The following is an 18,748-nucleotide window of genomic DNA, read 5'->3' on the forward strand; positions in this document are numbered from 1 at the left end:
CCTATTTTTTCTTAGCACTAACGCGATAGATCACATTAGCAAAGTCGTCTGAGATCAATAAGCTGCCATCTGCAAGCTCTGCAAATGCAACTGGGCGACCAAATGTTTCTTCGTTTTGCATAAAGCCTGTGATGAACGGGGTGTACTTAGTAATACGACCTTGTTCAACATTCGCTAGCATCACTTTGTAGCCTGACTTTTTACTGCGGTTCCACGAACCATGCTCAGCAACAAAAAGCTGCTCTTTATATTTAGCTGGAAACTGCTTACCGTTATAAAAATGAATACCTAAAGGAGCAACATGAGCACCAAGTGCAAGGGCTGGCGATTTGTAATCAGCAATACTTTTACCTTTGCCAAACTCAGGGTCTAAAATCGCCCCAGCGTGAACATAAGGGAAACCATAATGCGCACCCTCTTCACCTTCACCAACACGGTTAATTTCACAAGGTGGCATGTCATCGCCCATCATGTCACGGCCGTTATCACTAAACCAAAATGCATTCGTTGTAGGGTGATAATCAAAACCAACTGAATTACGAACGCCTTTGGCAATTGTTTTAATTTCTTTTGTGTCAACATCTAACGAGAAGATGCGGCCGTATTTTTCGTCTTCAGCACAAATGTTACATGGTACACCCACTGGCACAATTAACTCACCAGTTGGCGCAAAACTAATAAATTTCCAGCCATGGTGACGATCAGTTGGAAACTTATCGTATACCACGTCGTATTTAGGATCTTTTAAATTTTTATCAACGTCTTTAAAACGGATGATACGTGACACTTCAGCCACATATAGATCACCATCTTTAATCGCTAAACCTGATGGCATTTCAAGACCTGTGGCAATAACCATTTTTCTGTCAGCCACACCATCACTGTTATGGTCAATCAACGCATAAACATTGCCTGCTTTACGTGAGCCTGCGTAAACAATACCTCTTTTTGATACCGCAATTTGACGTGCATTTTCTACATCATCAGCAAACAGGCTAATAGAAAACCCATCAGCAACTGTTAACTTATCAAGAATATCTTTTGCCATTGCAGGCGCTGATAACAAGCTCAGCGACAATAATGAGGTCAGTAGTTTTTTCATTTTTTCTTGCCCTTTAATTCGTTGCTAGCAACTAGGTTGCTACACCTTTAACTAAACTTCTGCGCGGTTTCCGTGATCTTCTAACCACTGACGACGATCTGACGAACGTTTCTTTGCAAGAAGCATATCCATCATTTCCATGGTTTGCTCTTCTTCATCTAAGGTTAATTGCACTAAACGACGCGTATTAGGATCCATCGTGGTTTCGCGTAATTGTAACGGGTTCATTTCACCTAACCCTTTAAAGCGTTGAACATTAACCTTACCGCGTTTTTTCTCAGCTTCAATGCGCGCTAAAATACCGTTCTTTTCGTCTTCATCAAGGGCGTAGTAAACCTCTTTACCAATGTCGATACGAAATAGCGGCGGCATAGCTACATACACATGGCCTTGTTTGATAAGCGATGGAAAGTGACGAACAAACAGCGCACAAAGCAAGGTAGCAATGTGTAATCCATCAGAGTCAGCATCGGCCAAGATACATATTTTGTTATAACGCAGACCAGATAAATCACTTGAATCAGGGTCAATACCCAAAGCGACAGAAATATCATGCACCTCTTGCGATGCTAAAATCTGCCCAGATTCAACTTCCCAGGTATTTAAAATCTTACCGCGCAGCGGCATGATTGCTTGGAATTCACGGTCGCGCGCTTGTTTTGCTGAGCCTCCCGCTGAGTCACCCTCTACTAAAAACAGTTCAGTACGGTCATTATCTTGGGCACTGCAATCCGTTAATTTACCCGGTAATGCAGGGCCTGAGGTAACACGCTTACGCACAACTTTTTTAGCAGCACGTAAACGGCGCTGCGCATTTGAGATACATAACTCAGCTAATAATTCTGCCGTTTCTGTATGCTCGTTTAACCATAAACTAAATGAGTCTTTTACCACACCTGATACAAACGCAGCGCATGAGCGAGAAGACAGCTTTTCTTTTGTTTGGCCAGCAAACTGTGGGTCTTGCATTTTAACCGACAATACGTAGCTACAACGCTCCCAAATATCATCTGGTGTTAGCTTTACACCACGTGGTAATAGGTTTCTAAATTCACAAAATTCACGCATTGCTTCAAGCAAGCCTTGGCGTAAACCATTAACGTGTGTACCGCCTTGTGCAGTAGGAATTAAGTTTACATAACTTTCAGCGATTGATTCACCGCCTTCAGGTAGCCAAACAACCGCCCAGTCAGCGCCTTCTGTTGAACTTGAAAAGTCACCAATAAACGGCTCTTTTGGTAATACTTCAAAACCTTTAACTGCTTCAACTAGGTAATCTTTTAAACCTGTTTCGTAATACCATTCTTGGCTTTCTTTAGTTTGCTTGTTGGTAAACTTAATGCGCAGGCCTGGGCATAATACCGCTTTGGCTTTTAATAAGTGATTAAGCTTAGTGATAGAAAAGTTAGCTGAGTCAAAATAGCTGGCATCAGGCCAAAAGCGCACGGTTGTCCCTGTGTTACGTTTACCTACAGTGCCAATGACATTTAGGTCTTCAACCTTGTCACCGTTTTCAAAGGCCATACGAAATTGCTGCGCATCACGGCGCACAGTGACTTCAACACGAGTCGATAGCGCATTTACAACCGAAATACCTACCCCGTGTAAACCACCTGAGAACTGATAGTTTTTATTAGAGAACTTACCACCGGCGTGCAGCTTGGTAAAAATAAGTTCCACACCCGGGATACCTTCTTCAGGGTGAATATCAATCGGCATACCGCGGCCATCATCGATAACCTCAAGGGAGTTATCTTCATGAAGGATGACATCTATTTTAGTGGCATGGCCTGCCATTGCTTCATCGACACTGTTATCGATAACTTCTTGACCTAAATGATTAGGTCGAACCGTGTCGGTATACATACCTGGGCGGCGTTTTACGGGCTCTAATCCGTTTAAGACTTCAATTGCTTCGGCGTTATAATTTTGCTGACTCATAGTTTTTATATCTTTTATGCGCTTAGCTATGTTTTACGTGATTTTAAGAAAATCTACAATACTTGCAAAAGTTTGTTCGAAGCCGATAAAACTATGATCGCCTCCAAATTCAACGTGTTGCTTACACTGAGAATAATATTTAACCGCCTGCTGAAATGGCAGTACTTCATCGCCCGTTTGCTGTAGCAAATAAATCAATGAAGGGGTGTCTAATTGCGGCAAATATAAACTGCGCAATGCATCCATGTGACGAGTACCAAGTTCATAATGACTATCTTGATACGGGTTATAATTTTCCCCTAAATAGTTACCGAGTAACTCAAATGGGCGAACCGCAGGGTTAATGACTACCGCGGGTATTGAATAACGTTGCGACAAATAGGTCGCATAAAAACCACCTAATGAACTACCTAGTAATACAGTATCATCATTTAGCAGTTGTTCTAATTGTAAAATTGCATGTAATGGCTCATGAGTTAATCGCGGCACCTGATAATCGACATCAAATTGCGCCATGTGCTCACCAAAACGAACAGCTTTGTAAGATTGCTCAGAGCTATTAAAGCCATGAATATAAATTACTCGTTTAGCCATACTACATCCGTGGTTAGCAGTAAGCTTTGTTGCTCATCAATTATTAAGTCGATGAGTCGAAATGCGGGGCCCAAATCTTCTTGCTGCCACGCCATCGTGTGTTTGCTAAATTGTATTGAGCAGGCCGGTGTCGCATACACACTAAGGTTACGGTAATTTTGCGTGTACTCATGATGCACATGACCATGGAACACGCCCACACACTGCTCAGTATTGACGCAGGTATTTAAAAATTGCGGGCCATTTTCTAGCATATGTTTATCTAGATAGGCTTGAATAGGCAGCGGGTTATGATGACAAAACACCACACTTTGAACCTGCCCTACCGCTTGGCTTAATTCATCTAAATGCGTTTGTGTTACCCAGCCGGCCGGCGTCGGGCCTTTTGAGTTAGCTAACAGCAACTGCCCACCTAAAAAGGTAATGCGTTTATTGTTTAAAATTTGCGGGCTTATAAGCTTTTCATATTCAGCAAGTTCATCATGATTACCCGGCAGCCAAAACACCGGACAACTGAGCGCTGAGTCTGCTATTAATTTAGCAAAAAGCTGATAAGAATCGTTGCTGTGATCTTGTGTTAAATCTCCACCAAATACCACACAATCCACATCTAATTCAGCAATCGCTTCTAAACAGCGTGAAAAATACGCTGCCGTATTCACGCTAAAGTATTCACCATGGATGTCTTTTGATAAGTGGCAATCAGTGATGTGGGCAACTTTCAGTGCTGTTTTATCAAAATGGAAGGCGTCACTAAACCAAGCCATTATTTACATCCCAATTTAAAACTGCTCGGCCATTTTCAACACAAGCCACCAGCCAGTCATACAAAAAGGCGTTAAGCTGATATTTTTCATCTTTTTGGTGCATATTGGGGTTTGGATAAGCGTAAGAAGGCTTGATGCGCTGATGAAAATCATGATGCACGATTTCGGCTACTTTCGCATCATGATACATGCGCACAGTTAAATACAAAGGTTTAACCGAAGGCAAATGACCGGCTTCTTGTCTGATAGAAATATCTGTGGTGTATTTTGCTGTATCATCAACTTTAACCGCAAAAGTGCTGTGCCCTAATTGCACTTTACGCTCCTGACCTACACGTCGCTCATTAGGTAATAGTTTCAGCGCACGCACGTAATTATGCTCACACAAAGTTAAGTACTTAGGTAAGCTTTGAATATAACGCTGCTGGGCACTGACGTACGACAAAATAATCCCCTATGAGTTTTTCCAATCAGACAGTATACGTTGCTTATTCAGTGCTAACCACTGTAATGAGATAACTGTCGCTGCATTATCTATTTCACCCTGCTCTAGGCGCAGCATAGCTTCATCATATGACATTACATGAGTTTTGATATCTTCATCTTCATTATCAAGGCCAAAAATACCGCCTTGATACCCTGCTAAGTCAGTGCGCGCTAAATATAAATACAAACGTTCAGTGGTGCCGCCGGGGCTTGAAAGATACGACATCATAAATTCCAGCTCGTTAAGCTCAATACCGGCTTCTTCGAATGCTTCACGTTTGGCAACATCTTCATAATCAGTACTGCCATCAGCCATGCCTGCAATACACTCAAGTAACCAAGGTGACTGCTTTGATGCGAGTGCCCCGATTCTAATTTGTTCAATTAATAAAACTTGGTCAGTTTTAGGGTCATAAGGAAGTACAGCAACAGCATGGCCGCGCTCTAAAATTTCACGTTTAACTTCTACTGATTTACCACCCGCAAACAAGGCATGATGAAAACGATAGATATTAATTTTAAAGAAACCATTATAAACACGCTCAATTGGCTTTAACTCTATGTCATCATGGTTAAATTGTGAGATTGCTGATATTTTCATCCTTTATTTCCTTTACACTGCAAGCAAAAATTACGACCAATTATATTCTGTTACACTTGGACATGCAGATTTACGTAATTTTTTTTTGGTTATTCATTAAAAAAGAGTACCATGGTGATAGTACAAAATTGTCTAAGGACTGAACGAACAATGAAAAAAACTCTACTCGCTGCGCTGATCGGGTTTTCAAGCGCACTGACTGCAACAGCTAGTTATGCTGAAGACTTACTACAAGTTTACGAGATTGCTACAGCAAACGATCCTACCGTACTTAAAGCAAAAGCCCAAGCAGATGCGCAAGCTTATGAAAGTGATCGCGCGTTAAGTGCACTATTACCACAAATTGGCTTAAGCCTTGGTTATGAAACAACCAAGTCTGATCTTTATGAGGGTAATGATACTACAGGTTATGCTGGTTATGATTACGATCCTGATGTTTTCAGCCGTGGTATTAGCCTAAACCAAACACTATTTGATTTAGGCGCTTGGAACTCGCTAGGTATTGCTGATAAGCAAGCATTACAAGCAGACGCTCAGTATGATTTTGCACGCCAAGATCTAATCGTTCGTGTAGCTGAGGGTTACTTCAACGTACTAAGTGCAATCGATAACCTTGAGTTTGTTCAAGCAGAAAAGCGTGCCATCGAGCGCCAATTGCAACAAACTAAAGAGCGTTATGCGGTAGGTTTAACAGCAATCACTGACGTACACGAAGCACAAGCTCAATATGATAACTCTGTTGCACAAGAAATTGTTGCTAAGAACAGTGTTGAAACAGCGCGTGAGCAACTTCGCGAAATTACTGGTAAATACCACGCAAAACTAGACATGTTGAATACAGATACATTTTCAACTGTTGCGCCAAATAAACAATCGTCTGAGTACATCAAAATTGCTGAAGACAACAACTTAAATCTGCAAGTTTCTAAAGTAACGGTTGATATTGCAAAAGATCAAATTGATTTAGCAAAAGCGGGTCACTATCCGAAGCTAACATTAAGTGCTTCTTACGGTGACAGCCTAACCGATCTAAATAGCAACTCACATCAACCTCGTGAAGATAGCGCTAAAATTGGCGTTAACTTTAGCCTACCGATTTACTCAGGTGGTGCTACAACTGCAGCAACAGATCAAGCTCGCGCTTTTTATGTTGCCGCAAGTGAAGATTTAGAAGCAAGTTTACGTGCAGTAACTCGCTCGGTTATTACATCATATAACCAAGTAGTGTCTGACATTGCCACGTATAAAGCCTTACAACAAGCTGTTGTTTCTGCAGAAAGTGCACTTAAAGCAACTGAAGCAGGCTTTGAAGTTGGTACACGTACTATCGTTGACGTATTGATCAGCACGCAAAACTTATATAACGCAAAAAGTAACTTAGCAAATGTTCGTTACCGCTATGTTGTTTCAACACTTCGCTTGAAACAAGCTGCTGGTACACTAACTAGTGAAGACCTTATTGCTATTAACCAAGGTTTAAAAGAAATCTAAGTATTTCTTCGAAACTTATACCAACAAAGCCAGCCTAGCGCTGGCTTTTTGTATTTTTAAACACTTACAGTTAAACTAGCTTTTTTATTTTTAGAGATTTTTTTGTGGTTAGTTCATCACCGTTTAAAGCGTCTTTTTTGGGCCCTCGCTACTGGTTAACTTGGGTTGGCATTTTCTTTTTATATCTTATCTCTTGGTTGCCACATAAATTGCAACTAGCGCTTGGAAAACTGCTCGGCCGCCTAGTACACCGTTTTATGAAACGTCGTCGCCATATTGCTGAGGTGAATATTCGTTTGTGCTTTCCTGAAATGCCAGAGCATGAACAACGCGAACTAGTTCGTAAAAATATGGAAAATACCGGTATTGCGATGATGGAAACCGGCATGGCTTGGTGGTGGCCCGAGTGGCGAGTTAAAAAAGTGTATGGCTCGATAAAAGGGTTAGAATATTTTCAGCAAATTCAGCAATCAGGCAAAGGCGTTTTGCTTCTTGTTCCACACATTTTACACCTTGAAATGGCAAGTCGGGTAATGGGCTTAAAGCACCAAGGTATTGGTTTTTATCGCCCACATAATAATCCTCTAATGGAGTATTTTACTACCAACGGTCGCTTACGCTCTAATGAATATCTAATCGGTAAAAAAGATGTCAAAGGCCTACTGCAAGCCCTCAAAAACAAGAAGGTTTGTTACTACCTGCCAGATCAAGACTATGGCCGTAATCGTTGCGAGTTTGCACCGTTTTATGCGGTAAAAGATACAGCAACAACTACAGGTGCACTGCTGTTTGCCAATAGTAAGAACTGCGAAACCGTAAGTTTAACGAGTCGTCGTGATGAGAATGGATGCTATCATCTAGAAGTGCTTCCTATTTTAGAAAATTTCCCTAGTGGCGATAACCTTGCTGATGTAACACGCGTTAACCAGCGTATGGAACAAGCAATAAACGTGGCTCCTGAGCAGTACATGTGGCTACATCGCCGCTTTAAAACTCGTCCAGATAAGAATGCACCTTCTTATTACAAGTAGAGTGACATTTTGCTGTATGTATGGTTTTATTAAGCTAATTAACAACAAGAGTATTAGAAATGTGGTTTTGGGTTAAGCATTTATCATTAGCTGTCATTTTGATTGCTGCTGCTATTTATTTTTTATTTGGCAGCGGTCCCGTATTAGATATCAAAAATACTCAAAATGCAGCGGCCCAAGGTCTATCACGCTTTTATTCAGCCCTTCGAAATCAGGTCAATGACAAAGATAACGAGCGAGATAAATATGTTCTTAAATTACCGACACCTGAAACTAGTCTAGATGTCGCACTATTTGAGCGTGAAAAAGTCGTTGAGCCTTCATCGCCAAACTGGACAGGAGATATACAACCTCGTCGCTTTGAAAATGGCACGACTTTAAAAGATGTATTATCTGATTATGCTAAAAATGAAGATATTGTGTTGTACTGGTATCTTAGTAAAGACTACGTAGTAAAAGATCACTTTCGAGTTGATAGCAACTTCGTTTCTGCATTGTATCAAGTAGGTCGAGCAATCAACGATGATTTCGAAAATGAGGTTTACACTTATTTTTGTTTTAAGCAAAGAGCGGCTGTGATCACTGAGCTGCCCTCTGCTTATGTACGTGAAAATTGCCGCCGTTTAAAAAGCTAAAACACCTGCAGCCACGCCTGACTAACTAAGTCGATATGCTGAGTTAACTCAGCACGTGGCGCACAACGCCCCTGCTGATTCAAACTCATTACATGATAACGTGAACGATAGGCTATATACGCAGCGACTAACTCTTGCTGCATTTGCTCACTAATACAGCCTAAACGCGCCGCATCGGCTAGTATACGCACATTATCAGACCAGCTCGTTAGCTCTGGATGTTGCTTAGCATTATTTAGCACCAGATACTGAGTAATAAATTCAATATCTGTAATACCGCCCCTATCTTGCTTCAAATCAAACAGCTCATCGTTACCCTTAGCAAGGTGAGCGCGCATTTTTTCACGCATCTCAACAACATCCGTTTTTAATTTTTCGTTATCACGGGTTTGGCATAACACATCTATACGAATTCGCGCGAAACGATCTTTTAATGATGCTTGACCGTAAATCATGCGTGAGCGAACGAGAGCTTGATGTTCCCAAGTCCATGCTTGAGTTTGCTGATAGTGGTAGTAACTTTCTAAATTAATAGCCAGTAAGCCTGACGCCCCTTCAGGACGTAAACGAGTATCAAGCTCGTACAAAATACCAGACGCCGTGCGAGTATTGAATAAATGCATTAAGCGCTGTGCAAGTTTTAAATAAAACTGACGCGAATCAATCGACTTATCACCATCGGTATAACTGCTGCCATCGTGGTTATGCACAAACACAAGGTCTAAGTCTGAATCGTAGCCAACTTCGAAACCACCTGTTTTACCGTAGGCGATAACCGCAAAGCCTTTTTCTTGCTCTGACGTATTAACGGGCTGACCAAAGCGTTCAACACACGCATGCCATGCAATATTGACCGCTTGCTCTACAATTGCCTCAGCAAGCGCTGTAAGGTGGTCGCTTACCTTCATCACGCTAAGTACACCTGTTGCATCAGCCGCTGCAATGCGTAGCTGATGCGTTTGCTTAAACTGACGAAGAGCTTCCATTTGTAGCTCTAGATCACCATGCTCAATGCGCAAGAAGTATTGTCTAATTTCATCTTTGTAAGCAGATAAAGGTGTCGGTTTATAAAGCACCTGAGGATCGATCAGCTCATCAAGTAAAATTGGGTAACGAGAGATATGTTCGCCAATCCATTTACTATGACAACATAGTGCAACCAGTTGATTTAAGGCTCCAGGGTTTTCATACAACAGCTCTAGATAAGCGGTTCGTGAAATGATCTTATTCAATACTTGGCAGATCATCATAAAGGCGTCACTGCTCGCTTTTGCTATCGTTAATTGTTTAAGTAAAAGCGGCATTAATTTATCTAAAATGTCACGACCTCGACTACCAACCTTCGCCTTAGTTAAACGCGCCTTAAAATCTTCCAATGCTGCTTGCCAATCAAGGTTCGGCTCACACATCAGGCTAACATCCGTCATTTCCCATGCGCTGATGTACTCATTTTCACACGGGTCGCTGGTTTCACTTTCAAAACCAATCACCTGTTCGAATTCACCATGGACTTGAGACATGATCTGCTCGATACTAGACAAACACTGATTAAAATCGTCTTTATTGAGCAAATAACATAAACGTTGTTGGTTTAATTCGTCATCAGGTAGAGTTTGCGTTTGCTTATCAGCAAATATCTGTAAGTACTGCTCAATTTGACGTAAGTCTAAATAGTTTTGTGTAAGTAAATCAGCCTCTTTGTTGGACATAACCTGATTGTTAACCAGTTCTTTTAAAGCAACTAATAATGACTGAGTTTGCAGGTTAGCTTCGCGACCACCTCGCACCATTTGCAGCGCTTGTACCACAAATTCCACTTCTCGAATGCCCCCTGCGCCTAATTTAATATTGTTTGTAAGGCGTTTTCGGCGTACTTCTTGAGCTATCATTTGCTTCATTTTACGCAGCGATTCAATCACCGAGAAATCAATATAGCGGCGATAAACAAATGGCCGTAGCAATTCATAAAACTCATTCCAATAACGGTTTTCTGTGCCGATTAATCGCCCTTTTAGCATGGCGTAGCGTTCCCATTCACGTCCTTGCTCTTGATAATAATCTTCCATAGCATGAAAGCTCATCACCAAAGGCCCACTTTCACCAAATGGTCGCAGGCGCATATCAACCCGAAATACTTGGCCATTTACCGTAGTTTGATTAAGCGCCATAATCAGCTTTTGCGCCACTTTGGTATAAAACACCTGCGCTTCAATAGAGCGACGCCCACCTTGCGTTGCAATATCACGAGGGTAAGAAAAAATTAAATCAATGTCAGAGGAGTAATTAAGCTCTCCTCCACCTAGTTTCCCCATGCCTAAAACTAACATTTGCATTGCATTACCGTCATCATCAAGCGGCATACCACTAACTTTAGCTACCTGCGCAAACGCCCACTGATTGGCACTATCGATAAGCTGATTTGCAAGCGCTGAGATATAAGCGATGCTATCAGCGATTGGGTTTGCACAGCACAAGTCAAGAAAAGCCACTTTCAACCAGTACTTTTCTCGATACAAACGCAGTTTTGCCATTGCAGCATTGTCGTCAAGCTCATTGATTTCTGTACTACTTAACGGAGCTTCAACTGCACGATTAGCAAGCTCCTTATCATCAAGTAACCAGTCTTTTAAGTTTGGCTGAGATTGTAAGCAGTTCCACGCAAAGTCGCTTAAAGACAACAAGTTAATAATTTTCTGTTGTTCAGTTTGCCCCTCATACAAGCTCGCGAAGCGGGTTTGGCCTAACTGATGAAGTGACTCTGGAAGCGCGTGTAAATTACTCATTAAATACTCTCTTTTAACTTGCCAATAACCGTACTAGAATGATAATCAAAGAATTATTTAGCAGGGACCTGCATGTCATATTTATCACTATCTAACACTAGTTTAGTCGCGATTGCTATTAGTTTCGCTGTAATCTGCGCCACTATAGTACTGCTACGTATTCTAACGCAAATCAAAGCAAAACAAGCGCTTAAAGAAGAGCTTGCGCAACATGATAACTTTGCCATGGGAATAAGCTTTGCCAGCGAAATCATGGTCGTTATAGCAACTATCGCTTATATATTTGATGAGATTAGCTTAAGTGCAGCCCAATCTAATCCGCTAAAAGTACTTTTACTCATTGTGCTGTTGTTTGCTTTTATAAAAATAGGCCATTTAATTCATCGTAAATGGATTTTGCATCGCTTTAATGAAGAAGCCGCTATTCTAAAGCAAAATGTCTGCGCCGCCTTGGTCGATTCAGGCATGCTAATCGCAAACTGTATTATTGCTCTTGGTCTTTATAACTGGTGCCATACCCAAGGCTATAGCAGCTTATTGATCGCCACAGTGAGCTTTTTTGTGCTGCAAGGTATGTTTGCCCTTGATAGTAAAATCCGTGAGTATCGTTTTGCAAAAGCTAACCAAGGTGCGTCGCTACAAAGTAATTTTAATCTAGAAAATACTTCCATCGGTATCCGCTACGCCGGTAAGTCTATTGGCCTTGCTCTTGCCGGTTATGCTGGTCTTGCCAGTGCATCATTTATTAGTGGTAAGATGGTAGAAAACTTATTCACTTTGGTATCTCATTGCGGTGCTATGTGGGTATTACTTTATATTTTGAGCTACATTATTAAGTATATTTCTTTACCGAATATAGATACTTCTCTTGAAGTTGATCATCAAGATAATATTGGTATTGCGTGTATTGAGTTTGCCGTTTTTGGCGCAATAGGCTATTTACTTATTAGTATGTTTTCAATTTGATACGGAAGTTTTAGTACCGTGAGACTCTATGCCCTTTAAAGTTAATGATTATTTACTAGTTGATATAGACAATGAGTTTAGCCGAGCCTTTACTGAGCATTACTTTGCGAGCGTTGAAGGCTCAACGCTTGTTGTGGCAGGCGCAAATAGCCGCCACATGGTCAAACTTATGTTTGATGAATTAATAAAAGATTACTGTTATTGCGACTTCAGTAATGAAATAAGTGTCTCTGAACTGGCCAGCTACCTGCATGAACACCACAACATTAAAGGTGTTTTAATTAATTTAACCGATTACCAATTAGCGGATGATGCACAAAAATTTATATACAATTCCCTACATAAAATACGTTATTTAGTAAAACAAGAAGAACAAGGTTTTAGCTTTGCGCCTTGCCCCGACAGCGCCCATATAAATCACCTTTCCTGTCAAACAACTATCGCTGAAACGACGACAGATCTTTTACCGTTAGCTGAAGAGTTAAATAGAAAATAAATAATTGCACCTAAGCCGCTGTATACTTACCATATTGCTAAATTTATTGATAAGTGACAGTCATGCGAGTTCCACACATTTACCAACCTTCAGCGATTTCTTTAAACACCCCAGTAGCACTAGATGATGATGCCGCAGGTCATGTTGGCCGCGTATTGCGCATGCAAGTCGGTGATAAGGTCTCGATTTTTAATGGTGAAGGAGGTGAATACCTCAGTGAAATTATTGAAGTGAGCAAAAAAAACGTGGTCGTTAAGCCACAGGAATTTGTTGATCATGATGTTGAGTCGCCTTTAAAGATTCACTTAGGCCAAGGTATTTCTCGTGGTGATAAAATGGATTTCACTATTCAAAAATCAGTCGAGCTTGGTATTACAGAAATCACCCCTATTTTTAGTCAACGTTGTGGCGTAAAACTAAGTGGCGATCGCCTTGCTAAAAAACATCAACAATGGCAAAAAATTGCAATTGCCGCGGCTGAACAATCTGGCCGCAACGTTGTGCCTGTTGTACACCCGCCTATCGATATAAAAGAGTGGCTAGAACAAGCAAGTGATGCGATTAAACTTACTTTGCACCCGCGTGCTGAGCACAGTATTAAAACGATTCAAATCCCCAGTGAAGGGGTACGCTTTTTAGTCGGTCCTGAAGGTGGATTTACCGATGAAGAAATTAACATTGCTAAACAGCAAGACTTTGTTGATATCCGCTTAGGGCCACGTGTTCTGCGAACAGAAACAGCCGCTCTGACGGTACTGAGCGCATTACAATTGCAATTTGGCGATTTAGCGAATTGAAAACAGTAAAAATACCCATATATCAAAGTAACAAAACACAGTATGGCATACGATTCTAAGGCAAAAATATGGCAATTAAGCTAGGCATAATCTCTGATCCAATTAGTGGCTTTAATATTAAAAAAGACACTGGCTTTGCAATGATGATGGAAGCACAAAAGCGCGGTTACGAAATTTACTACATGGAAATGGATGACCTTTCTCTACGTCAAGGTCAAGGCTATGCAACAGCTGCCAAAGCCCGTGTATTTGATGATGTTAATCACTGGTATGAATTAGAAGAAAAAGCCACCATTGCTTTAGCTGATTTAGACGTTATTTTAATGCGTAAAGATCCGCCTTTTGATACTGAGTACATCTACGCTACCTATATTTTAGAGCGTGCTGAGCAAGCTGGTACGCTGGTTATCAATAAGCCGCAAAGCTTACGCGATGCCAATGAAAAGCTATTCACGGCTTGGTTTAGCGAACATACGCCAGATACTTTAGTAACACGTAGCCAAGCAGACATTCGTGCATTTTTAGCTGAGCATAAAGATATTATTTTAAAACCCCTTGATGGTATGGGTGGTGCTTCTATCTTTAGAGTTAAAGAAGATGATGCCAATATTGGTGTGATCTGCGAAACATTAACCGAGCATGGTAGTCGTTTTGCAATGGCACAAAATTATATCCCTGAAATCAAGCAAGGCGATAAACGCGTTCTTGTGGTTGATGGTGAAGTAATGCCGTACTGCCTAGCGCGTATCCCGCAAAATGGCGAAACGCGCGGTAACTTGGCAGCAGGTGGTAGAGGTGAAGCACGTCCAATTAGTGATTCAGACCGTAAAATTGCAGAGGCTGTTGCACCTACACTGAAAGAAAAAGGCCTTATTTTTGTTGGTCTAGATATCATTGGCGATCGTTTAACTGAAATCAATGTCACTGCGCCAACGTGTGTAAAAGAGATTGAAGCTGCTTATGACATTTCAATCACTGGTCACTTATTTGATGCCATTGAAAGAAAACTGAGCCATACTTAATTTAAACAACAAAAGGGGCGACCTATGCAGTCATTAGAGAACCATTTCTTAATCGCAATGCCAAGCATGCAAGACCCTTTTTTTAAGCGTGCTGTTACGTATATTTGTGAGCACAACCAAGATGGTGCGATGGGCTTGGTAATTAACCAGCCTATCAATATCACCGTGGGCGAGCTTCTCGATAAAATCGAAATTGATAACGATAAAAGTAAACAAGCAGCAGGCTTAGCTGTATATGCTGGCGGGCCTGTAAAAACCGATCGCGGTTTTGTTTTGCACTCACCAAAGCCTGGTTATGCAGCGAGTCAAAAGCTCAGCAGTGATATTATGATCACCACTTCAAAGGATGTGTTAGCAAGCCTAACAACGAGTGAAGCACCAGAACAATTTATTATCACATTGGGTTATGCTGGTTGGGATCAAGGACAGTTAGAGCAAGAACTGCTGGAGAATTCATGGTTAATTATCAAAGCAGACCCTGAGATCATCTTTAATACACCTGTTGAAAAACGTTGGGAAAAAGCGGTTTCGATGCTGGGTTTTGATGTCGGTCAATTAAGCTCTGAAGCAGGCCATGCTTAACATTTATAATTTTTAAGACTATGACAAAACGAACGTTTAAGGCACTCGGTGAACGCACCGTAATGGGTTTTGACTTTGGCACCAAAAGTATTGGTATTGCCATTGGTCAAGAACTCACAGGAACAGCATCAAGTTTACAAGCTGTAAAAGCGAAAGATGGTATTCCAGATTGGCAACTAATTAAAAAACAAGTGGACGAGTGGCAACCCGATTTAATGGTGGTTGGTTTACCGCTTAATATGGATGGCACCAATCAAGAAGTTACTTTTAAAGCTAAGAAGTTCGCTAACCGCTTACACAACCACTTTGCTATACCGGTTGAAACGCAAGACGAACGACTAACCACCGCAGACGCAAAAGCGCGTTTATTCGAACAAGGTGGCTACCGAAACCTCGGCAAAGGTAATGTTGATAACATGTCTGCTGTGATTATTTTAGAAAGCTTTTTTGAGCAGTTTTATGGTGAGTAGGCGCCTTCAACGTATTTAAAGAGTGCCAGCACAGACAGTGCTGGCATGTAATTCCCTTTTGTTTTAACTAAGATTTACCTTTTTCGTCCAGGCCATCAATAGTCACACCCTGTAAGAAACCAGCCCCTTTTTGTTCATTGTTTTGTAGCTTAATCATTAGGCGTAAGTCATTTGGCGAGTCAGCATGGTGCAGCGCATCAGCATAGTTAATGCGGCGCTGTTTATAAAGCTCAAATAATGCTTGGTCAAAGGTCTGCATGCCCATTTCTTTCGATTTAGCCATAGTCTCTTTAATAGAACCGATATCGCCTTTTTTAATAAGCTCTGCCACCATAGGTGAGTTAAGCAAAATTTCGATAGCAGCGACACGCCCTTCCCCATCGGCAGTTGGCACCAACTGCTGAGCAACAATGGCGCGAAGGTTTAGTGCAAGGTCGTACTTTAACTTATCGTGCTTTTCTTTAGGCACCAAATGCATGATACGGTCAATGGCTTGGTTGGCATTGTTCGCATGCAGTGTTGCGACACATAAGTGACCTGTTTCTGCAAAGCTGAGTGCATATTCCATAGTTTCTTGTGAGCGGATCTCACCAATTAAGATCACATCGGGTGCTTGACGCAACGAGCTTTTCAGCGCTGATTCAAAGCTTTCTGTATCAAGACCAACTTCACGTTGAGTGATAATGCTTTTACGGTGCTCATGCACAAATTCGATAGGATCTTCAATAGTAAGAATATGACCACGTTGATTGCGGTTACGATAACCTAGAAGCGCAGCAAGCGAGGTTGACTTACCCGTACCAGTACCACCTACAAATAGCACTAAGCCACGTTTTGCCATAATCACGTCGGTTAACGTTGATGGCAAACCAAGTTCATTCACATCAGGAATTTGTGTCACGATACGGCGAATAACCATTCCAGCCCTGTCTCGTTGCCAAAAAGCAGAAACACGGAAACGACCTTCATCAGTAGCAATCGCAAAGTTACACTCTTTACTGTCATGAAATTCTTTGCGCTGTTTGTCGTTCATTGCTGACTCGACCAAAGCGAGTGAATCCTCATCTGAGAGTTTTTCATCGCTTAAAGGTATTAATTCACCGTTTACTTTTGCACTGACTGGCAGTTGGCTAGAAACAAACAAGTCAGAGCCTTTTTTGTCGATCATGACTTGCAAAAAATGATTTAAAGGTAAAGACATTTAATATAGCTCCGTTAGCCACCAAACTGGGTTTTATCTTGCGCTTTAGCTCGCGCATCAACATTAGTAATAATGCCGTAGTTAACCAAATTACCTAAACATTGGTCCATGGTCTGCATGCCATGCGATGCACCAGTTTGAATTGATGAGTACATTTGCGCAATTTTATCTTCACGGATCAGATTTCGTATTGCAGGAATACCGATCATGATTTCATGGGCTGCTACTCGGCCGCCGCCTACCTTTTTAAGTAAAGTTTGCGAGATTACGGCACGCAATGATTCTGACAACATTGAACGCACCATGTCTTTTTCTTCACCTGGGAACACGTCAATAATACGGTCAATGGTTTTTGGTGCAGAGGTAGTATGCAAGGTTCCAAACACTAAGTGCCCCGTTTCTGCCGCAGTCATCGCTAAGCGGATTGTTTCAAGGTCACGAAGCTCACCCACTAAAATAACATCAGGGTCTTCACGCAGTGCACTTCTAAGTGCATTAGAGAAGCTATGCGTATCACGGTGAACTTCACGTTGGTTAATAAGGCTTAGCTTATTTTCATGTACGAATTCGATTGGATCTTCGATAGTTAAAATATGGTGATGTTTAGTTTGATTAATATAATCGACCATAGCCGCTAACGTAGTTGATTTACCCGAACCCGTTGGCCCAGTGACTAGTACCAAACCACGTGGATTGTCGGCAATAGTTTTAAAAATATCCGGGGCACCTAAATCATCCAACGTTAAAACATCACTTGGGATAGTACGAAACACCGCCGCAGGACCACGGTTTGAATTAAATGCGTTAACACGAAAACGCGCAAGGTTTGGCACTTCGAAAGAAAAATCCACTTCGAGATTTTGTTCATAGTCCTTACGCTGATTATCGTTCATAATATCGTATACCAGACTATTTACATCTTTTTGTTCTAATGCTGGAATATTAATACGACGCACATCACCATCAACACGTATCATAGGTGATACGCCTGATGACAAGTGTAAATCCGAGGCTTTGTGTTGCACACTAAAGGCCAATAATTCGGTAATATCCATTTATGACTCCACAACCAACTGATAATTATATGGTTACAATAGCAGAACGACTTACATCCGCCTACGCAAGAATTGCTCAAGCTGCAAAAAATAATCACCGCGATGAGCAATCAATCAACCTATTGGCTGTTTCAAAAACAAAACCTGCCGACGATATTATTGCTGCCTATAAGCATGGTCAACGCCAGTTTGGCGAATCATACGTTCAAGAAGCGGTAACAAAAGTCACAGCATTGGCTGATTATAAAGACATTATTTGGCACTTTATCGGCCCTATTCAATCGAATAAAAGTGCCCAAGTAGCCACGCATTTTGATTGGGTACAAAGTGTTGACCGCACTAAAATTGCAAAACGTCTTAATGAGCAACGACCAGCCAACAAAGCCCCACTCAATATATTAATTCAAGTTAATATTAGTTTAGAAGAGGCTAAGTCAGGCTGCCACCCAGACGAGCTAATGGCACTGGCCGAATTTATCAGTCAATGTCCTAATTTATGCCTACGCGGTGTGATGGCGATTCCTGCCAAAACCGACGATGCCCAGCTACAATTACAATATTTTGAGCAATTAAGCGCTTGCTTTGATAAACTAAAGGCCCAATATCCCCAAGTAGACACCTTGTCGATGGGTATGAGTAACGATGTTGAAGCGGCGATTGCAGCGGGTTCAACCATGGTACGCATTGGCACGGATATATTTGGCCAACGAAATTAAAAGGTGATAACA

At 41.4% G+C, this 18,748-nt stretch carries 19 protein-coding genes; 10 read left to right on the plus strand and 9 right to left on the minus strand.

Annotation, left to right across the window (positions count from 1 at the left end; translation table 11 throughout):
* Position 1: 1 nt before the first annotated feature.
* Genes AOG27_RS08760 through AOG27_RS08785 form a run of 6 tightly spaced genes read right to left on the minus strand, consistent with a single transcriptional unit; the run spans position 2 to position 5,491 of the window.
* Positions 2 to 1,102, minus strand: coding sequence for a PQQ-dependent sugar dehydrogenase (locus tag AOG27_RS08760; protein ID WP_054552647.1), 1,101 nt, complete (start codon positions 1,100 to 1,102; stop codon positions 2 to 4).
* A gap of 51 nt (positions 1,103 to 1,153) precedes the next feature.
* The gene (gene parE, locus AOG27_RS08765; protein ID WP_054552648.1) at positions 1,154 to 3,043 is read right to left on the minus strand and encodes a DNA topoisomerase IV subunit B; all 1,890 of its coding nucleotides are present in this window, start codon (positions 3,041 to 3,043) and stop codon (positions 1,154 to 1,156) included.
* 33 nt (positions 3,044 to 3,076) lie between these two features.
* Positions 3,077 to 3,637, minus strand: a complete 561-nt coding sequence (locus tag AOG27_RS08770; RefSeq protein ID WP_054552649.1) for a YqiA/YcfP family alpha/beta fold hydrolase — start codon at positions 3,635 to 3,637, stop codon at positions 3,077 to 3,079.
* Complete coding sequence (locus tag AOG27_RS08775; RefSeq protein WP_054552650.1) at positions 3,622 to 4,404, minus strand: metallophosphoesterase; 783 nt, start codon at positions 4,402 to 4,404, stop codon at positions 3,622 to 3,624. Before AOG27_RS08775 ends, AOG27_RS08770 begins: the two co-directional genes overlap by 16 nt.
* A complete protein-coding gene (locus AOG27_RS08780; RefSeq protein WP_054552651.1) occupies positions 4,391 to 4,849 on the minus strand; it encodes a DUF1249 domain-containing protein in 459 nt (152 codons plus the stop codon). The genes AOG27_RS08775 and AOG27_RS08780 overlap by 14 nt, the downstream gene beginning before the upstream one ends.
* A gap of 9 nt (positions 4,850 to 4,858) precedes the next feature.
* Positions 4,859 to 5,491: an NUDIX domain-containing protein gene (locus AOG27_RS08785; protein WP_054552652.1), complete on the minus strand. Its 633-nt coding sequence runs from the start codon at positions 5,489 to 5,491 to the stop codon at positions 4,859 to 4,861.
* Positions 5,492 to 5,641: 150 nt separating this feature from the next.
* Here AOG27_RS08785 and tolC point away from each other — a divergent pair, with 150 nt between their 5' ends.
* The 3 genes from tolC (at position 5,642) to AOG27_RS08800 (ending at position 8,648) form a co-directional block, all read left to right on the plus strand.
* Complete coding sequence (gene tolC / locus AOG27_RS08790; RefSeq protein ID WP_054552653.1) at positions 5,642 to 6,982, plus strand: outer membrane channel protein TolC; 1,341 nt, start codon at positions 5,642 to 5,644, stop codon at positions 6,980 to 6,982.
* Between the two features lie 104 nt (positions 6,983 to 7,086).
* Entirely contained in the window at positions 7,087 to 8,013 is a 927-nt protein-coding gene (gene lpxL / locus AOG27_RS08795; protein WP_054552654.1) for an LpxL/LpxP family Kdo(2)-lipid IV(A) lauroyl/palmitoleoyl acyltransferase, read from the plus strand.
* Positions 8,014 to 8,072: 59 nt separating this feature from the next.
* A complete protein-coding gene (locus AOG27_RS08800; RefSeq protein ID WP_054552655.1) occupies positions 8,073 to 8,648 on the plus strand; it encodes a TcpQ domain-containing protein in 576 nt (191 codons plus the stop codon).
* Here the strand turns inward: AOG27_RS08800 and glnE are convergent.
* Positions 8,645 to 11,431 carry a bifunctional [glutamate--ammonia ligase]-adenylyl-L-tyrosine phosphorylase/[glutamate--ammonia-ligase] adenylyltransferase gene (gene glnE / locus AOG27_RS08805; RefSeq protein WP_054552656.1) on the minus strand — a complete coding sequence of 929 codons (2,787 nt, stop codon included), beginning with the start codon at positions 11,429 to 11,431 and terminating at the stop codon, positions 8,645 to 8,647. The two genes, AOG27_RS08800 and glnE, sit on opposite strands and share 4 nt — an antisense overlap.
* Before the next feature lie 72 nt (positions 11,432 to 11,503).
* Between glnE and AOG27_RS08810 the strand changes: the two genes are divergently transcribed.
* The 6 genes from AOG27_RS08810 to ruvX all read left to right on the plus strand — a co-directional run bounded on the left by AOG27_RS08810 (position 11,504) and on the right by ruvX (position 15,764).
* Positions 11,504 to 12,397 (plus strand): hypothetical protein, encoded by an 894-nt coding sequence (locus tag AOG27_RS08810; RefSeq protein WP_054552657.1) that lies wholly within the window; start codon positions 11,504 to 11,506, stop codon positions 12,395 to 12,397.
* A 28-nt stretch (positions 12,398 to 12,425) separates the two neighbouring features.
* Complete coding sequence (locus tag AOG27_RS08815; protein ID WP_054552658.1) at positions 12,426 to 12,893, plus strand: hypothetical protein; 468 nt, start codon at positions 12,426 to 12,428, stop codon at positions 12,891 to 12,893.
* Positions 12,894 to 12,955: 62 nt separating this feature from the next.
* Positions 12,956 to 13,690, plus strand: coding sequence for a 16S rRNA (uracil(1498)-N(3))-methyltransferase (gene rsmE / locus AOG27_RS08820; protein ID WP_054552659.1), 735 nt, complete (start codon positions 12,956 to 12,958; stop codon positions 13,688 to 13,690).
* Between the two features lie 68 nt (positions 13,691 to 13,758).
* The gene (gshB, locus tag AOG27_RS08825; RefSeq protein WP_054552660.1) at positions 13,759 to 14,712 is read left to right on the plus strand and encodes a glutathione synthase; all 954 of its coding nucleotides are present in this window, start codon (positions 13,759 to 13,761) and stop codon (positions 14,710 to 14,712) included.
* A 24-nt stretch (positions 14,713 to 14,736) separates the two neighbouring features.
* Positions 14,737 to 15,294: a YqgE/AlgH family protein gene (locus AOG27_RS08830; RefSeq protein ID WP_054552661.1), complete on the plus strand. Its 558-nt coding sequence runs from the start codon at positions 14,737 to 14,739 to the stop codon at positions 15,292 to 15,294.
* Positions 15,295 to 15,314: 20 nt separating this feature from the next.
* Complete coding sequence (gene ruvX / locus AOG27_RS08835) at positions 15,315 to 15,764, plus strand: Holliday junction resolvase RuvX (RefSeq protein ID WP_054552662.1); 450 nt, start codon at positions 15,315 to 15,317, stop codon at positions 15,762 to 15,764.
* A gap of 67 nt (positions 15,765 to 15,831) precedes the next feature.
* Here the strand turns inward: ruvX and AOG27_RS08840 are convergent, their stop codons facing one another.
* Positions 15,832 to 16,965: a PilT/PilU family type 4a pilus ATPase gene (locus AOG27_RS08840; protein ID WP_054552663.1), complete on the minus strand. Its 1,134-nt coding sequence runs from the start codon at positions 16,963 to 16,965 to the stop codon at positions 15,832 to 15,834.
* A gap of 14 nt (positions 16,966 to 16,979) precedes the next feature.
* Complete coding sequence (locus AOG27_RS08845; protein ID WP_054552664.1) at positions 16,980 to 18,020, minus strand: type IV pilus twitching motility protein PilT; 1,041 nt, start codon at positions 18,018 to 18,020, stop codon at positions 16,980 to 16,982.
* Positions 18,021 to 18,022: 2 nt separating this feature from the next.
* Here AOG27_RS08845 and AOG27_RS08850 point away from each other — a divergent pair, with 2 nt between their 5' ends.
* Positions 18,023 to 18,736: a YggS family pyridoxal phosphate-dependent enzyme gene (locus tag AOG27_RS08850; RefSeq protein WP_054552665.1), complete on the plus strand. Its 714-nt coding sequence runs from the start codon at positions 18,023 to 18,025 to the stop codon at positions 18,734 to 18,736.
* Positions 18,737 to 18,748 lie beyond the last annotated feature (12 nt).

The organism is Pseudoalteromonas lipolytica (assembly GCF_001306915.1).
Taxonomy (GTDB): Bacteria; Pseudomonadota; Gammaproteobacteria; order Enterobacterales; family Alteromonadaceae; genus Pseudoalteromonas; species Pseudoalteromonas simplex.

Bases quoted from the DNA above. Each gene is read 5' to 3' on its own strand.
- AOG27_RS08800 (WP_054552655.1), top strand. From the start codon at position 8,073: ATGTGGTTTTGGGTTAAGCATTTATCATTAGCTGTCATTTTGATTGCT.
- AOG27_RS08815 (WP_054552658.1), top strand. From the start codon at position 12,426: ATGCCCTTTAAAGTTAATGATTATTTACTAGTTGATATAGACAATGAG.
- rsmE (WP_054552659.1), top strand. From the start codon at position 12,956: ATGCGAGTTCCACACATTTACCAACCTTCAGCGATTTCTTTAAACACC.
- AOG27_RS08770 (WP_054552649.1), bottom strand. From the start codon at position 3,637: ATGGCTAAACGAGTAATTTATATTCATGGCTTTAATAGCTCTGAGCAA.
- AOG27_RS08845 (WP_054552664.1), bottom strand. From the start codon at position 18,020: ATGGATATTACCGAATTATTGGCCTTTAGTGTGCAACACAAAGCCTCG.
- AOG27_RS08760 (WP_054552647.1), bottom strand. From the start codon at position 1,102: ATGAAAAAACTACTGACCTCATTATTGTCGCTGAGCTTGTTATCAGCG.
- AOG27_RS08840 (WP_054552663.1), bottom strand. From the start codon at position 16,965: ATGTCTTTACCTTTAAATCATTTTTTGCAAGTCATGATCGACAAAAAA.
- AOG27_RS08775 (WP_054552650.1), bottom strand. From the start codon at position 4,404: ATGGCTTGGTTTAGTGACGCCTTCCATTTTGATAAAACAGCACTGAAA.
- AOG27_RS08830 (WP_054552661.1), top strand. From the start codon at position 14,737: ATGCAGTCATTAGAGAACCATTTCTTAATCGCAATGCCAAGCATGCAA.
- parE (WP_054552648.1), bottom strand. From the start codon at position 3,043: ATGAGTCAGCAAAATTATAACGCCGAAGCAATTGAAGTCTTAAACGGA.
- AOG27_RS08810 (WP_054552657.1), top strand. From the start codon at position 11,504: ATGTCATATTTATCACTATCTAACACTAGTTTAGTCGCGATTGCTATT.
- glnE (WP_054552656.1), bottom strand. From the start codon at position 11,431: ATGAGTAATTTACACGCGCTTCCAGAGTCACTTCATCAGTTAGGCCAA.
- ruvX (WP_054552662.1), top strand. From the start codon at position 15,315: ATGACAAAACGAACGTTTAAGGCACTCGGTGAACGCACCGTAATGGGT.
- gshB (WP_054552660.1), top strand. From the start codon at position 13,759: ATGGCAATTAAGCTAGGCATAATCTCTGATCCAATTAGTGGCTTTAAT.
- AOG27_RS08850 (WP_054552665.1), top strand. From the start codon at position 18,023: ATGACTCCACAACCAACTGATAATTATATGGTTACAATAGCAGAACGA.
- tolC (WP_054552653.1), top strand. From the start codon at position 5,642: ATGAAAAAAACTCTACTCGCTGCGCTGATCGGGTTTTCAAGCGCACTG.
- AOG27_RS08785 (WP_054552652.1), bottom strand. From the start codon at position 5,491: ATGAAAATATCAGCAATCTCACAATTTAACCATGATGACATAGAGTTA.